Source organism: Halomonas alkaliantarctica (assembly GCF_029854215.1).
In the GTDB taxonomy this organism is placed as follows: Bacteria; Pseudomonadota; Gammaproteobacteria; order Pseudomonadales; family Halomonadaceae; genus Vreelandella; species Vreelandella alkaliantarctica_A.
The window spans coordinates 1,369,070-1,383,877 of the sequence record NZ_CP122961.1 but is presented as its reverse complement, the minus strand read 5'-3'; the positions used below and the strand labels follow the sequence as shown (position 1 = coordinate 1,383,877).

Here is a 14,808-nt window from a genome sequence, read left to right as displayed (position 1 = left end):
TTATTCCTGCTGAGAAGTTGGCTCATACGCCGTGTCATTTGGGCCCAAACGCTCTACGACTTCGAGATCAAAGCCGGACAGCGCGGAAAACTTCCACGGTGAACTAAGTAATCGCATTTTACCCACGCCTAAATAGCGCAGAATCTGCGAACCGGTGCCGATGGTTAAGTAGTTACCTGCACCGTCGGAATCGCTGGTACGCGGCTGGCGTACGCGATCCAAAAAGATATCGAGCTGATCTTTTAAATCCTGATGCGGGCGACCGTCATCAATCAGCACAAACACACCCGCTGCGGAACCGGCAATTTCTTCCAGTGCGCGATGGGCATCCCAGCGGCACTGCTCGCCTTTCATCAAACCCAATACATCGCGCAGCGTGTCGGTAAGATGCACGCGCACCGTGGTAGCCTGTTCTGGTGTTGGTTGTCCATTCACCAGCGCCAAATGATGAGCGCCCTGGATACGATCACGGAAAACGTGCAGCGTCAGCTCGCCGTGGGAAGTCATCACCGTTGACGCTTCAAGATGATCGATGGTCTGCTCGTTAACGATACGGTAGTGAATCAGATCCGCGATGGTGCCGATTTTAATGCCGTGCTCGTGGGCAAAGGCTTCAAGCTCCGGACGACGCGCCATGCTGCCATCGTCGTTCATAATTTCACAGATAACACCGCTAGGGTCGCAGCCCGCCAGTGCCGCCAAATCACACGCCGCTTCGGTATGCCCGGCACGGCGCAACACGCCACCCGGCTCTGCCATCAGGGGAAAGATGTGGCCTGGCTGAACGATATCGGAAGGCTTGGCATGAGGCGCCACCGCCGCCTGAACCGTGCGTGCTCGATCCGCAGCAGAAATACCCGTCGTGACGCCTTCGGTTGCTTCAATGGAGAGGGTGAATTTGGTGCCAAAGCCAGAGCCATTATCGCGCACCATTAGCGGCAGATTAAGCTGCTCACAGCGGGCGCGGGTCATCGGCATACAGATCAAGCCACGGGCGAAACGGGCCATAAAGTTGATATGCTCGGCCTGCACTTTTTCGGCGGCCATGATGATATCACCTTCATTTTCGCGATCCTCATCGTCCATGAGAATCACCATTTTGCCCTGGCGGATATCGTCCACCAGCTCGGCGATAGGGGCTAAACCTCTAGATGAGGGGTGCGCCATGGAATCTCCAATAAGTATTGTCACGATAGCTTGTCACGATGGGTTATCGCGAAAGAGTGTCGCGCCAGTTAGTCACGATTTTGCGCGTCAGGGTACCTTGCTCTCGCTAAATTCGCTAGATGCGCTAGTCGCCTGAGGGGAAGCGATAATGCGCCAATCGCGCCCCACCGCTCGCATATCGTGAATAGTTAACCGCCGCTGATCAGCCATACGTGAGAGCCCTGGCAGCGCGAAAAGTGGCCGCGCTTCGCCGCCTAACAGCGTGGGCGCGACAAATAGCTGCAGCTCATCGATCAGCGCCGCGTCGAGCATAGCACCCGCCAGCGTCGCACCGGTTTCCACCAGCAGCTCGTTAACCTGCTCATTTTCGGCTAGCCACTGCAGCATTGCCACTAGATCGATGCGGCCATCGCTACCAGCGGGCAACACATGCACTTCAGCGCCCGCTGCCGTTAGCCGCTCGCTTTTCTCTTCCAGGTGGTCTGGCGTAGTGATTACTAGCGTACGCCCAGGCTCGCTTAAACAGGCGGCCGCCAGGGGCAAGCGCAAGTGGGTATCTAAAATTACTCGCAGCGGCTGGCGGCGAACCACTTCGTCAGCGTTTTCGAGCTGGAGCTGGTCTGTCCGTAGCGTCAGCCGGGAGTCGTCCATAATGAGCGACTCTACGCCGCTCAATATCGCACTGGAACGCGCCCGTAGCCGCTGCACCTGGGAGCGCGCCTCTGGGCCAGTGATCCACTGGGATTCGCCCGACCCCATGGCGGTACGACCATCTAAACTCATCGCCATTTTCAGCCGCACAAAGGGACGCTTGGTGGTCATGCGAGCAATAAAGCCCGGGTTCAGCGCGCGGGCATCGCTCTCTAGCAACCCCACCGCGACGTCAATGCCCGCTTCTTCAAGCAGGCGAATGCCGCGGCCACTCACTTGAGGGTTGGGATCCACCATCGCTATCACCACTCGGGCCACTTTGGCTTCCTTTAACGCCACTGCGCAGGGCCCAGTGCGGCCAATGTGGGAGCAGGGCTCCAGAGTGACGTACGCGGTCGCGCCCTGGGCTTGCTCAGCCGCGTCTTTCAAGGCGTGGATTTCGGCGTGGGGTTCACCGGCACGCAGGTGAAAGCCTTCGCCGACAATTTGCTCATCACGCACAATCACGCAGCCGACCCGCGGGTTCGGGTCAGTGGTATATAAGCCTTTTTGCGCCAGCTGCAGCGCTCGCGCCATATAGCGGTGGTCGGCTTGGCTAAAATCAGCACTCATTTTGACGGCTCGCTGCCAGGGCCCGATCGGAAAGAGGGCCCTTGAGACGGCTCTTGAGAAAGCCGGTCAATTTCGGCGCGAAACTCATCCAAGTCCTGAAACTTACGATACACCGACGCAAAGCGGATATAGGCCACATGATCAAGGGTTTTAAGCGCTTGCATGACCGACTCGCCAATATCGCGGGCGTTGATCTCACGATCGCCTCGGGCGCGCAGCGTTTGACGAATGCGCTCCACTGCCGCTTCAATGGCTTCAGCGCTGACCGGACGCTTTTCCAGCGCGCGCAGCATGCCTGCCCGCAGTTTGGCTTCATTAAAGCTCTCACGGGAGCCGTCGGACTTCACCACCCGCGGCATGACCAATTCAGCGGTTTCGTAGGTGGTAAAGCGCTCTTGACAGCTCGCACACTGACGGCGACGGCGTACCTGGTCGCCATCGGCTACCAGTCGCGAATCAGTCACTCGAGTATCGTTTGCACCACAAAAAGGGCAATGCATGGCGGTCAACCTGTTGTCAGCTCGTGTCGGCGTGCCGCACGAGTTAGCGTGTTATAACCTGTCAATGTGTATGCTATTCATGGCGTTTAGCAGCAGCAACTGCCATAAGCTAATGTATCTTAGCGTTTAAACGCGGTATCAACCCCGCATTGTAACGATTTGGCACACAAGCTGCAGTGTTTGTGGCAGATTGTTTATCAGGAGTCACCCATGCCCCCTTTCGAGCAGACCGTTCACGACACATTTTCAAATACCGTTCATGACTACCTTAGCCACCTCTATGGGCCGCGGGCAGGAGAAGTACAGCGACGCTTAAACCAGCGCCTAGAGCATTTCCAGTCGCTTGCTCCGTTTTCACCCAACTCCGTCGAAGCCAGTACTAAAAACGCACCGTCATGGAGCGAAAAAGATCAGTGGGTGATCAGCTATGGCGACTCCATTATTGAGGATAGTGCGCCGCCGTTGGCGGTGCTTAGTGATTTTCTGCAAGCGCGGTTAGGTGATCGTATCAGCGGTGTACACGTGCTGCCCTTCTTTCCGTGGAGCAGCGACGACGGTTTTTCGGTGATCCACTACCGCGAAGTGAATAGCGATCTTGGTGATTGGTCCCACATCCGCGAACTCGCCCGCCATTACGACTTGATGGCTGACCTGGTGCTCAACCACGTTTCACGGGAATCGCTCTGGTTTGTGGATTACTTAAGCGGCAGCCTGCCCGGCCGCGACTATTTTATCGAAGTCGATCCAGAAACCGATGTCTCCCAGGTGGTGCGCCCGCGCAGCAGCCCGCTGCTGGTGCCCGTTTCAACACGGCGCGGCACCCGCTACCTGTGGGCGACGTTCTCCGAAGACCAGCTTGACCTAAACTTTGAACATCCCGACGTGCTGCTCGAGTTCATAGGTATTTTGCTGTACTACCTGGAGCAAGGCACGCGGATAGTGCGCTTGGATGCGGTGGCCTTTCTGTGGAAGCGGTTGGGCACCTCCTGCATTCATCTGCCGGAAACCCATACCGTGGTGCGGCTGCTAAGGGCAATTGTGGATCATGTGGCCCCCGGCACGCTGCTGATTACCGAAACCAATGTGCCACACCAGGAAAACATCAGTTATTTTGGTTTAAATCGGCTACCCGCGGGGGCGCCCGACGAAGCCCATATGGTGTATCAGTTTGCCCTTCCCCCATTGCTGCTGCACACCCTCACTCGGGGTGAAACGAGCACTCTGCAAACCTGGCTTGCCAGCCTTCCTGTACTGCCCAACCAATGCACCTACCTCAATTTTACTGCCAGCCACGACGGCATTGGCGTGCGCCCGCTGGAAGGTTTATTGCCCGATCACGAGCGCGATGCGCTGCTTGAGCTGATGCACCGTTTCGGGGGCTTTGTCAGCATGCGTAGCAACCCAGACGGTAGCGACACACCCTATGAGATCAATATCACCTGGTTTGAAGCCATGCGAGGCACCCGTCGTGGCCCCGACCCATGGCAGATTGCGCGCTTTATATGCAGCCAGGCGATTATGCTGAGTTTGCAAGGCATACCCGCGCTGTATATTCACACGCTAACGGGTACGCTCAACGACGTTGAGGGGGTTGAGCGCAGCGGACGGCTACGCTCGATCAACCGTCGGCGCTGGCAGCGTAGCGAGCTAGACCTGCTGTTAGACAGCCCTTCAACGCCCACCCACGATGTTTTCCATGCGTTAAACCGACTATTAGACCAGCGCCGCCAGGAACCCTGCTTCCACCCCAATGCCGCTCAGCGGGTATTGGTCTCTGCACCGGAACTGCTGGCGGTAGAGCGCGGCCCACTGCACGATGGCCGCCGCTTATTAGCGCTGTATAACGTCACCGATCTACCGCTCCCCTTAGAGAACGTGGGTGAAGCGGTTACCCAGGCACTTGAAAAACACACCTGGCAAGCGCTTGATCCTGCTAACCCCTGGAGCCCCGAAGGTTCGCTGCCGCCTTACGCAGTACGCTGGTTAGTGGCTGATCGTTAATACCGCTGAGAAAACTCAATTTTCAAAAATCGCCAGTTGCGACATATCACTACAGGTATAAAACGCCTAATCCCTAAATAATGTAGTGCTGCGACAATACCAGCACACCATTATTCTAGGGATTGCCAGTGTTAAGATGGCGGTTATTAAATCCCTAGCCTCTCACTCTTATTCAAACAAGGCACTGCAATGCACTTAAAACGTCACCCTGTCATAAGCGGTTTTCTTCTGTTGGCAGGATTGGTGGGCACCTCTGCGAGCGTTGCCGGCGAGCTCCCCTCCCCTATCCAGGCACTGGCTGATCAAGGCTTGGAGATCCATGGCCAATTCGATGCTCCTGGCGGGTTGCGCGGCTACGGCGCCAGCGTGCAGGGCCAGGACATGGCGATTTACCTGACGCCAGATGGCGAGCACGCCGTCCTGGGTACGCTAATGGATAGCGAGGGTAATGACCTTACCGAAGCGCAGTTGGATGAGCATGTACGTGCACCGCTAGAGGCACAAACCTGGCAGCTATTAAGCGAAAGCCACTGGATTCAAGATGGCGACGTGGATGCTCCCCGGGTGATTTACACCTTTACAGACGCCAATTGCCCCTACTGCCGCCAGCTGTGGCAAGACGTTCGCCCCTGGGTGGAAGCAGGTGAGGTGCAGCTACGTCATATCATGGTAGGTATATTAGCGCCCGACAGCCCTGGAAAAGCAGCCACTCTACTCGGAGCCGATGACCCGGCGGCGACACTGCATGGCCATGAAAGTGGCCAGCAAGAAATTGAAGCCAGCGCCCAACCGAGGGAAATTGAAGAACAGGTGTATGCCAATAACCAGCTGTTCGAGGAGTTAGGGCTATATGCCACGCCCACCTCAGTTTTTCAGCGTGAAACAGAGAAGGGCAGCATACGCCTTGACCGCATTCAGGGCATGCCCAGTGATGAACGGCTGATCGACATGATGGGCAGCGAAGCGCCATAGAGGATTTCAGGAGGCCGCTAAAACGGCCTCCTCAATGCTAAACGTCTCTCCCTAGCTCACTCCTCGGAAAGGTTTTCAAACCGCGGCATGCCGACGTTCCAGGGTTTAATGTCGCCCTTCTCCCCGAAGTTGTCGTGGTCACCGAGTACATGGCCGTCGTGTTCGCGGGTTTGCCCGTACAGTGAGCGGTTATGGAAGGTCGGCCCAAAGCGCTCGGCGGTCTCGGCGACATCGCCCGTGTAGCGGGGGTCTTGGGGGCGCTCTTGGCTGTTTATGTAATAAGCAATATCCCAGGCGTCTTGATCGCTGAGTGACCGCGGCTGGCCAAGCGGCATATTTTGGTAAATAAAGCCCGCCATGGTTTCTACCCGCGAGATGCCCGCGCCCCAATTATTAGAGCCGTCGCCCCAGGGAGCTGGAAATACGTATTCGCCGTTTTCATAGTGGCCAGAGCCATCCTCCTGATGGCATATCGAACAGTTTTCCTGATAAGCCGCTTCGCCCCTAGCGTAGTCGGGCTCTTCAGCTGGCTCATCCGGCGCGGGGAAGCCGCGTCCATAGATTGGTTTGTCAGGATACATCGGCGCACCGGTGGCCAGCCATTGATGGTAGGCGCTCAGCGCCAGCATTTCATCGCTGCCATACTCCGGTGGCACGCCGTTCATGGAGTAAGCAAAGCAGCCTGCGATACGCTCTTCCAGATTATTCACATGCTGGTTCTTACCACGAAAATCCGGCAGCGTGATGGCTGCGGGCCAAATCGGCGCACTGAACGGCACCCGCCCTTCGCCCAAATGGCAGCTCGAGCAGTTCATATCATTGAACACGTTCTCACCACGCAACTGCTGCGTATTGGTGAATAGATCGTGACCATAGCGGATGACTTTTTTCAGCTCCGGATGAAGTTCGGAATTCTCAAGGTCTTCCATGGTGGGTGGCTCGTGAACCAGCATATTCAGCGCGGCGTCTGGGCGCTCTTCTGGCTGGGCAAAAACCGTGGCGGCATAAACGGCACCGAAAGCAAGCGAGCACCCGGTCAGCGCTATGACGAGGGGACGACGATAGATTGTCATTGTGCTGTCTCCTGATCTTCTGAACCGGGTTGCGTGGCATACCAGGCAGACACCGCCTGAATGTCGTTATCGCTCATGCGTTTGGCAATGGCCCCCATGAGATTCTGAGGGTCGTTGCTGCGTGTCTCGTTTTTCCATGCCGTCAACTGAGCGCTGATATAACCCGCATGTTGGCTGGCGATACCTGGGAAGGTGCTGCCAACGCCCGTACCACCGGGCCCGTGGCAGCTTTGGCAGGAAACAATGTAGGCGTTCCAATCGCCACGTTCGGCAAGCTGTTGACCGCGCGCGCGCAGCTCTTCGTCGGCCTCGTCGCCTCCTTGCCCCGGCGTTAGCGGCATCTGGCTATAGTATTCGGCAACATCGGCTATTTGCTGATCGTCGAGCATATTGGCAAATGTCACCATGGTCGCATTTTGACGCTGCCCGGTTTTAAAATCGTGCAACTGCTTAGCGATATAGTCGGCATTCAGCCCAGCTAAGCGCGGCCATGACTCACCATTGGGCACATTCATACCGCTGCCATCAGCCTGATGACAGGCAGTGCAGGTAGCCGCTGCTGCCTGACCCCGCTCTGCGTCACCCTGCTGCGCCAGAGCACCTCCAGCGGCTAAGCCAACCCCCATCAGGAGGCCAAACCTGCCTAAGCATTTTTTATTCATCTCGGTTTCTCCCTTGCGTTATCGTTGTTAGCTACCAGCTACTGGCATCATCAGGCGGGCGGTAAAACCACCTTCAGCAGGGCTGGCAAACGTCACTTCGCCACCAAAGCGTTCAGCGATAGCGGCCACAATGGCTAGCCCCAGCCCACTGCCCTGCTGTTTACCGGCGCGCCAGAATCGTTGCGTTAATTGCTCAAGCGTCGCGCCATCAACACCTGGGCCTTGGTCACTAACACTAAAAATAAGATGACGCTCCCCTGGCTTCCACTGCGCATCAAAGATAACGGGGGCATCGGCTGGCCCATGGTTAATAGCGTTATCGAGCAAATTACGCAGCGCCGTGATGGCCAGTTCGCGAGGCATCGCAAGGGCGACATCGGGCCAGTTGGGCGGCACTATAAAACGCGCTGATTTGTCATGTTGGCTATCCGCCAGGGCGTGTTCGGCCACATCTGCGATGCGGCTAGCCTCGCCATCATCAAAGCGCACGCGCCCCTCCACGCGGGCCAGCGTGAGCAGTTGGTCAAGAGTTGAACTCAATCGCACCACGCCCTCTTCAGCATAGTTGAGCGATGTTATTGCGGCCTGGCCTTCGACCCGGCGGACTACTTGCAGGTGGGTTTTGATCGCAGTAAGCGGTGTGCGCAATTCGTGGGCGGCATCGTTGGTAAAGCGCTTCTCGCGGATAATGGTTTGTTGTACGCGCGCCAAGAGGGCATTGAGGGTCTCAATTAGCGGCCGTATCTCTTTGGGTAGGCCGTAGGTAGCGACCGGGGCCAGCGCATCGGGATGGCGATTGGCCAGCGATTCGCGCAGCCGCGTTAACGGTGCTAAACCACGCCAAACCCCCAGCCAAAGCGCAAACATGCTGCCTATCAGCGCTACGATAAAGGGCACCACGGTCATGCGTATAACGCCGCTGAGCAGCATATCGCGCTCATCCATACGATCAGCGGTGGTAATCACAATGCCACCGCGCTCGTAGGTAAACACTCGCCAAGTCACGTCGCCTGCCTGGCGATAAGTGTGGCCGCCCTCTCCCGGGGCGAGAATAGCGTCCATATCGGCATGGGTGCGCGCCATGATTTCGCCTTGGGGCGAGTGCACTTGGCAGGCCAGCCCCTCAATGGGAGGAATAGACAGCACTGGATGCTCGGCATCCTCCCATACGTCAAACGGCAGCTGCAGGACTAACCCGGCCACCATTCTTGCCGACTGCGCCAAGCGCTGATCCAGGGTTTCCACAAACTTCTCTTCCAGGTCACGCATCAGCCACGCCGCCGCCACACCCCAGAGCAGTGCCAGCGTTAATCCCAGCGTCAGCAGCAAGCGCGCACGTAAACTCATAGCTGCCCCTTATAGGGCGTACCGGCCGCATGAACCGCTTCGGGTTTGCCCAGCCGATAGCCAAGCCCACGCACTGTTTCAATCACGCCGCTACCCAGCTTGCGACGCAGGTGATGGATATGCACATTTAGCGCATTGCTCTCCACATCGTCGTTCATGCCGTAAAGGCTATCTTTGAGCTGGTCGGCTGACAGGACACTGCGTGGCGACTGCAGGAAGGCTTCAAGCAGCACCAGCTCCCGGCGAGACAGCATAATCAGCTGTTCATCGACGTAGACCTCCCGAGCCGTTGGATCTAAGCAGAGTGCTCCGTGGGCAATTAGGTCGCGGCTGCGCCCTGCTACTCGGCGTAACAAGGCGTGCAAACGCGCTACCAACTCCTCTAAATCGAAAGGTTTCACCAGATAGTCATCGGCGCCGCCCTGCAATCCCTCTACGCGGTCCCGCACCGCATCCCTGGCGGTTAACACTAACACTGGAACGTCGTTGCCCTGCTCACGCCACTCGGCCAGCAATTGAAGACCATCGCCATCGGGCAGGCCACGATCAAGAATGACCACATCACTGGCCACTGTTCGCATCGCCTGACGGGCAGCGTTCACCGTAGAGACGTGACCGACCACAAAATCGAAGGTCATTAATCCAGCGCGAATACCCGAGGCAACCAGTGGGTCATCTTCAATCAACAAGACGTGCATAGCGGTTTCCTATTTATTACCCATTAGCATGGCTGACGGGCATTAACCCAGCGTTAAGACAAATAAAAACGCCCTTGCTTTAATGGCAAGGGCGTGGGCATGACAATCGCCGAATAAGGGCGAATGGCTAGGCGATACGCTTAGCAGCAAACCACCCCAACACCATTGTCAACAGCATGGCCAATAGCGGTAAGGAAAGACCGCCGATAGAGGCAATCGCAGGCCCAGGGCAGTAGCCGGAAAGCCCCCAGCCGATACCAAACAGCGCAGCGCCCCCTAATAACTTCGCGTCTAGCTCTCGCTTGGTCGGTAACTGAAAGACGCCACCCAACAGTGGAGCAGTACGCTTGAATACCAACCGGTAACAGATAAAGGTGGTGACGACGGCCCCACCCAATACGAACATCAGCGTTGGATCCCAGGCGCCCGCTACGTCTAAAAACCCCACCACTCGTGCGGGGTCGGTCATGCCTGAAACAGCTAAGCCGATGCCGAAAAGTAGTCCCGCCGCATAGCCTGCCGCCGTTTTCATCCAATTGCTCTTGTTTAACTGACTCATACTCCACCGCCTAGGCCTAGCAAGTGGCGCGAGATGTAAACGGTCACGAGCGCCGTCGCTAAAAACATACCGGTGGCCGCCATGGAACGTGGCGCCAAGCGCGCCAGCCCGCATACCCCATGGCCGCTGGTACAGCCACTGCCCAGCCCCGTGCCTACGCCCACTAATAGCCCAGCCACTAGCATTAACCCTACGCCTCCCACCGGCGCGCCAATCACCTCGCCAGGGCTTCCGGCCACGTTGCCTAAACCACCACCTAGCGCCATAAGCAGAAGCGGGCCGCTTATCAGCCCTAACAGAAAAGCCACTCGCCAAGCGCTATCGCCCTTGGGGCGTTGGGTTATCAAATTGCCCACGATGCCACTGATACCGGCGATACGCCCCAGCGTTGCCATCAGCCAGGTAGCGGAAAGCCCGATTAACACTCCCCCAACCAGCCCTTGTAAACTTGCTGTCCAATCCACTGGTGACTCCCTAAATAGCACTTAAACCGTTAGAAAAAATTAATCGGCACTTTGAGATAGACAGTGCCGTTCTCTTCCGCTGGAGGCAGCTCGCCCGCACGCATATTGACCTGCACCGAAGGAATAATGAGCCGTGGCATGCCTAAGGTGGCGTCGCGCTCAGTGCGCATCTTCACGAACTCGTCTTCGCTGATACCTTCATGAACATGGACATTCTCACTGCGCTGTTCTGCCACGCTGGTTTCATGCTGAAAGGTATCGCGGCCAGGGGCTTTATAGTCATGGCATAAGAACAGACGCGTCTGCTCGGGCAGCGCCAATACTTTTTGAATAGAGTGATACAGAGTGCGCGCATCACCGCCCGGAAAGTCGCACCGCGCGGTGCCATAATCCGGCATAAACAGCGTATCGCCTACAAAGGCAGCATCGCCCACTATGTAGGTTAAACAGGCGGGCGTATGCCCTGGGGTGTGCAGCACACGGCCCTGTAATTGGCCAACGGTGAAGGTATCCCCTTCTTCGAACAGCGCATCAAATTGGCTACCATCTCGAGCAAACTCACTGCCCGCATTGAACGCCTTACCGAATATTTCCTGCACCTTCACTATGTTGGCGCCAATGCCGGTTTTACCGCCTAACTGCTCATGCAGGTAGGGCGCTGCCGAGAGGTGGTCGGCATGTACATGGGTCTCTAAAATCCATACAACATCAAGATCGTGTTCGCGAATAAAGGCGATGATGTTGTCAGCGGATCGTACGTCCGTGTGCCCAGCGGCATAATCAAAGTCAAGCACTGAATCTATGATCGCGCAGGCGCGGCTGTCGGGGTCTTGAACGACATAGCTAAAAGTGTTCGTTGGCTCATCGAAAAAGTGCGTAACGATTGGGCGTTGCATCACTGCCTCCCATGGGGTGGAAATGTAATTCTCGTCCTATGTAGACAGCATAGTGCATTTTAAGTTCTATATTTAGACTATTTTAGAATATAAAGGCGTGATTACCCCAAAAGAGTGCTCAAAGCTGTTTTTGCTAAGGTCTTTGCCATTTAGGCCGATAGATAAAGAGTTACTCAATTAAAAAAATTAGGACGAATATGGCTCACTTAACAACGACACAAAAACTCTGGGGAACACTAGGCATCATCTGGGTTGCCATGCTGCTGTTAGTTGGCTGGCTAGCCTTGGAGAACCGCCAAACGATCGAGAGCGAACGCCGCGACAGCATTCAGTACGTGGTGGAAAGCGTGCAAAGTCAAATTGAAGCCCTGCAAGAACGGGTCACCGCCGGTGAACTCAGCCTGGAAGAAGCACAGCAGCGTGCTATCGATAATATGTCCAGCGTCAGCTTTGGGGCTGGCGAGTATCTTTTCTCTTTCAACGATGACTTGCTTATCATTTCCCACCCCAGCCGTCCGCCCGGCACTGACATGACCAATTATGAAGATGCCAGCGGGATGGCGCTTTACCCCGAACTGCTGCGTGTTGCCCAAGCAGGTGGAGGTCACGTTGACTACTACTCTACCCGCGCGGGTGGCGATGAACAGCTGCCGAAAACCAGTTATGTCGCGCACCTTCCCGAGTGGGGTTGGTCACTGGCGACAGGCGTTTATGTAGACGATATTAACGCCGCCTTTATTGACGGTTTGATTCGCTCGATCGTGGTACTGCTGATCATTGGCCTACCGGTAACGCTGTTGATGGGCTGGGTTATTCGTGATGTAGCACGCAGGCTGGGGGGTGATCCACGCTATGCAGCCAGCGTAGTACGCCATATTGCTGACGGAGACTTGACCCAAACCACGCAGCTTTCGTCGAAGGATCAGCAGAGCTTACTGTTTGATATCAATCGTATGCGTGAAACCCTGGCCAATACCATTGGTGATATTCACCACGGGGCAGATCAGGTTAATAGTGGTGTAGAGCAAATTGTGGGCGTTAACGAAGAACTTTCCACACGTACCGAAGAGCAGGCAGCTTCGTTGGCTGAAACAGCCTCCAGCATGGAACAGCTCACCGCTACTGTTAAGCAAAATGCCGAACACACGGATCATGCGCGTACGCTTGCCACCCGAGCGGCCGACAGCGCACAGCGCGGCAGTGATTCTATGTCAACAGTAATTACTACCATGGCGACAATTAACGAAAGCGCCACCCAGATGAGCAGCATCGTTAACACCATTGATGGCATTGCCTTCCAAACCAATATCTTGGCACTAAACGCCTCGGTGGAAGCGGCTCGCGCTGGCGAGCAGGGGCGCGGCTTTGCCGTTGTTGCCAATGAGGTTCGCCAGCTAGCCAGCCGTTCGGCCTCCGCTGCGCAAGAGATCAAAACCTTGATCGAAGCGTCGGATAGCAAAGTGGTGGAAGGCAGCCGCCAAGTGCGTGACACGGGCGATGTGATCAATGGCATGGTCGATGACATCAAACAGCTCAGCACATTGGTTCAGGAAATTTCTGCCGCCACCAAGGAGCAGAGCAGCGGTATTGAGCAGGTCAACCAAGCAGTCACGCAAATGGATCAAATGACCCAGCAAAATGCCAGCCTGGTGCAAGAGAGTAACCACGCCACCCAAGCGCTTGCACAGCTCAGCGCCCAACTGCGCCAGCTGGTTGCCCACTTCCGCATTAACCAGAGCACTGGGCATGCACGTTTACAAGCCTCGTCACCTGCCCCGCAGGTAGCTCACCAGCACAGTGATTTTTAGCGCTAGTTATGTGTTAAAAATCAAGCACTAAAAACAAGGCCAGCTACCTTTGGGTAGCTGGCCTTTTTAATGGAAAATGGTTATTGAAGAAAGGGTTAAGAAAGAAGCGATTAATTAAACCCCCGGCCTTTAAACCTTACCTTGGTTATCCAGTTCGACCGCCTCGTGCATACGTGTGAGCAAATCCGGCACTGCGGCCTGCACCCGGTTCCAGCTGGGGATAAAGGGTCGTTCTCTGGGGTTGTCCATGAATAGGTTGCCAGCTTCGAGTAGGTTACTGGCAAATAACTCCACGGCCTGCTCTTCGCTGTGGCGATCAAGGCTCAGGCCATTCATGGTGGCATCGTGGTCATAGGCTTCGATCAGATCTAATGCGAAGCGGTAGTAGGTGGCTTTGAGCGTGCGGAAGTCTTCGCTGCTAAAGGTTATGCCCTGGGTCGCTAATTTGCGATAAAGCGCTTTTGAAATATCCAGACTCATGCGGTTTAAGCCGCTATCCGGGTCATCTTCGCTAACCGGCTGATGCTTATGGTCGTAGGCATCGGCAATATCGACTTGGCAGAGTTGGCGTGGCGAGTAGTTGCGCTGCAACTCAGATAAAACACCAATCTCCAACCCCCAATCCGCAGGCATACGAATTCCTTCGAGCACTTCGCTGCGCATCGCAAACTCGCCCGAGAGCGGATAACGAAAGCTATCCAAGTAGTCGAGATAAGGCAGCGGCCCGCAGACGGTTTTAAGCGCCCGCAGTAGCGGCGTCACTAACAGCCGAGAGACGCGACCGTTCAGCTTGCCCTCGGCAATGCGCGGGTAATAGCCTTTGCTGAAACTGTAGTTAAAATTAGGATGGGCAACCGGATACATCAAGCGCGCCAGCAACCCACGTTCATAGGTCAAAATATCGCAGTCGTGCAGCCCCACCACCGTCGAGCGACCTGACGACAGCATATAGCCTGCGCAATACCACACATTGCGCCCTTTACCGGGCTCCAGGGAGCCTAGCCCGTGCTCTTCAAGCTCCGCGTCCAGGGCGCGCAGCCGTGGGCCATCGTTCCATAGGATGCGCGTGTGCTGCGGCAGGCGTGAGAAAAATTCCCGAGCGTATAAAAATTGCTCGCGGTCAGCTCGATCCAAGCCAATGACAATTTCATTGAGATACGGGACTTTAACCAGCTCATCAACGATCGCCGACAACGCTGGCCCTTCCAGCTCCGAAAAAAGCGACGGCAGAATTAACCCCATTGGACGACGACGGGAAAATTGGCAAAGCTCCTGTTCAAGGTCTTCGACCGTGCGCCGGGTAAGGTTATGAAAATCGGTAATAATTCCATTTTGATGAAAGTCACTCATTTTCTTACCTCCCTGGTTTCATAAAACTGGAGTCACAGTATTGGACTC

General features: G+C 55.9%; 14 protein-coding genes. 3 read left to right on the top strand and 11 right to left on the bottom strand.

The window, feature by feature from the left end; translation table 11 throughout:
• The 3 genes from ribBA to nrdR all read right to left on the bottom strand — a co-directional run bounded on the left by ribBA (position 1) and on the right by nrdR (position 2,930).
• Complete coding sequence (gene ribBA / locus QEN58_RS06235; protein ID WP_280106269.1) at positions 1 to 1,167, bottom strand: bifunctional 3,4-dihydroxy-2-butanone-4-phosphate synthase/GTP cyclohydrolase II; 1,167 nt, start codon at positions 1,165 to 1,167, stop codon at positions 1 to 3.
• 87 nt (positions 1,168 to 1,254) lie between these two features.
• Positions 1,255 to 2,430 carry a bifunctional diaminohydroxyphosphoribosylaminopyrimidine deaminase/5-amino-6-(5-phosphoribosylamino)uracil reductase RibD gene (gene ribD, locus QEN58_RS06230; RefSeq protein WP_280106268.1) on the bottom strand — a complete coding sequence of 392 codons (1,176 nt, stop codon included), beginning with the start codon at positions 2,428 to 2,430 and terminating at the stop codon, positions 1,255 to 1,257.
• Positions 2,427 to 2,930 (bottom strand): transcriptional regulator NrdR, encoded by a 504-nt coding sequence (gene nrdR / locus QEN58_RS06225; protein ID WP_280106267.1) that lies wholly within the window; start codon positions 2,928 to 2,930, stop codon positions 2,427 to 2,429. The genes ribD and nrdR overlap by 4 nt, the downstream gene beginning before the upstream one ends.
• A 210-nt stretch (positions 2,931 to 3,140) precedes the next feature.
• Between nrdR and QEN58_RS06220 the strand changes: the two genes are divergently transcribed.
• A complete protein-coding gene (locus tag QEN58_RS06220) occupies positions 3,141 to 4,931 on the top strand; it encodes a sugar phosphorylase (RefSeq protein WP_280106266.1) in 1,791 nt (596 codons plus the stop codon).
• Between the two features lie 189 nt (positions 4,932 to 5,120).
• Positions 5,121 to 5,903 (top strand): thiol:disulfide interchange protein DsbG, encoded by a 783-nt coding sequence (dsbG, locus tag QEN58_RS06215; protein ID WP_280106265.1) that lies wholly within the window; start codon positions 5,121 to 5,123, stop codon positions 5,901 to 5,903.
• A gap of 56 nt (positions 5,904 to 5,959) precedes the next feature.
• Here dsbG and QEN58_RS06210 read toward each other — a convergent pair whose 3' ends face one another.
• The 7 genes from QEN58_RS06210 to QEN58_RS06180 form a co-directional block, all read right to left on the bottom strand.
• The gene (locus QEN58_RS06210) at positions 5,960 to 6,976 is read right to left on the bottom strand and encodes a c-type cytochrome (RefSeq protein WP_280106264.1); all 1,017 of its coding nucleotides are present in this window, start codon (positions 6,974 to 6,976) and stop codon (positions 5,960 to 5,962) included.
• Positions 6,973 to 7,638, bottom strand: coding sequence for a c-type cytochrome (locus QEN58_RS06205; RefSeq protein WP_280106263.1), 666 nt, complete (start codon positions 7,636 to 7,638; stop codon positions 6,973 to 6,975). Before QEN58_RS06205 ends, QEN58_RS06210 begins: the two co-directional genes overlap by 4 nt.
• A gap of 27 nt (positions 7,639 to 7,665) precedes the next feature.
• Positions 7,666 to 8,985 (bottom strand): ATP-binding protein, encoded by a 1,320-nt coding sequence (locus QEN58_RS06200; protein WP_280106262.1) that lies wholly within the window; start codon positions 8,983 to 8,985, stop codon positions 7,666 to 7,668.
• The gene (locus QEN58_RS06195; protein ID WP_280106261.1) at positions 8,982 to 9,683 is read right to left on the bottom strand and encodes a response regulator; all 702 of its coding nucleotides are present in this window, start codon (positions 9,681 to 9,683) and stop codon (positions 8,982 to 8,984) included. Before QEN58_RS06195 ends, QEN58_RS06200 begins: the two co-directional genes overlap by 4 nt.
• Before the next feature lie 127 nt (positions 9,684 to 9,810).
• Positions 9,811 to 10,242, bottom strand: a complete 432-nt coding sequence (locus QEN58_RS06190) for a DUF6691 family protein (protein ID WP_280106260.1) — start codon at positions 10,240 to 10,242, stop codon at positions 9,811 to 9,813.
• A complete protein-coding gene (locus QEN58_RS06185) occupies positions 10,239 to 10,706 on the bottom strand; it encodes a YeeE/YedE family protein (RefSeq protein WP_280106259.1) in 468 nt (155 codons plus the stop codon). Before QEN58_RS06185 ends, QEN58_RS06190 begins: the two co-directional genes overlap by 4 nt.
• A gap of 29 nt (positions 10,707 to 10,735) precedes the next feature.
• Positions 10,736 to 11,602 (bottom strand): MBL fold metallo-hydrolase, encoded by an 867-nt coding sequence (locus QEN58_RS06180; protein ID WP_280106258.1) that lies wholly within the window; start codon positions 11,600 to 11,602, stop codon positions 10,736 to 10,738.
• A 197-nt stretch (positions 11,603 to 11,799) separates the two neighbouring features.
• Between QEN58_RS06180 and QEN58_RS06175 the strand changes: the two genes are divergently transcribed.
• Positions 11,800 to 13,410: a methyl-accepting chemotaxis protein gene (locus tag QEN58_RS06175; protein WP_280106257.1), complete on the top strand. Its 1,611-nt coding sequence runs from the start codon at positions 11,800 to 11,802 to the stop codon at positions 13,408 to 13,410.
• Between the two features lie 129 nt (positions 13,411 to 13,539).
• Here the strand turns inward: QEN58_RS06175 and QEN58_RS06170 are convergent, their stop codons facing one another.
• Entirely contained in the window at positions 13,540 to 14,760 is a 1,221-nt protein-coding gene (locus QEN58_RS06170) for a glycosyltransferase family protein (protein ID WP_280106256.1), read from the bottom strand.
• Positions 14,761 to 14,808 lie beyond the last annotated feature (48 nt).

Bases quoted from the DNA above. Each gene is read 5' to 3' on its own strand.
- QEN58_RS06200 (WP_280106262.1), bottom strand. From the start codon at position 8,985: ATGAGTTTACGTGCGCGCTTGCTGCTGACGCTGGGATTAACGCTGGCA.
- QEN58_RS06175 (WP_280106257.1), top strand. From the start codon at position 11,800: ATGGCTCACTTAACAACGACACAAAAACTCTGGGGAACACTAGGCATC.
- QEN58_RS06180 (WP_280106258.1), bottom strand. From the start codon at position 11,602: ATGCAACGCCCAATCGTTACGCACTTTTTCGATGAGCCAACGAACACT.
- QEN58_RS06195 (WP_280106261.1), bottom strand. From the start codon at position 9,683: ATGCACGTCTTGTTGATTGAAGATGACCCACTGGTTGCCTCGGGTATT.
- QEN58_RS06205 (WP_280106263.1), bottom strand. From the start codon at position 7,638: ATGAATAAAAAATGCTTAGGCAGGTTTGGCCTCCTGATGGGGGTTGGC.
- QEN58_RS06190 (WP_280106260.1), bottom strand. From the start codon at position 10,242: ATGAGTCAGTTAAACAAGAGCAATTGGATGAAAACGGCGGCAGGCTAT.
- QEN58_RS06220 (WP_280106266.1), top strand. From the start codon at position 3,141: ATGCCCCCTTTCGAGCAGACCGTTCACGACACATTTTCAAATACCGTT.
- QEN58_RS06210 (WP_280106264.1), bottom strand. From the start codon at position 6,976: ATGACAATCTATCGTCGTCCCCTCGTCATAGCGCTGACCGGGTGCTCG.
- ribBA (WP_280106269.1), bottom strand. From the start codon at position 1,167: ATGGCGCACCCCTCATCTAGAGGTTTAGCCCCTATCGCCGAGCTGGTG.
- nrdR (WP_280106267.1), bottom strand. From the start codon at position 2,930: ATGCATTGCCCTTTTTGTGGTGCAAACGATACTCGAGTGACTGATTCG.
- ribD (WP_280106268.1), bottom strand. From the start codon at position 2,430: ATGAGTGCTGATTTTAGCCAAGCCGACCACCGCTATATGGCGCGAGCG.
- dsbG (WP_280106265.1), top strand. From the start codon at position 5,121: ATGCACTTAAAACGTCACCCTGTCATAAGCGGTTTTCTTCTGTTGGCA.
- QEN58_RS06170 (WP_280106256.1), bottom strand. From the start codon at position 14,760: ATGAGTGACTTTCATCAAAATGGAATTATTACCGATTTTCATAACCTT.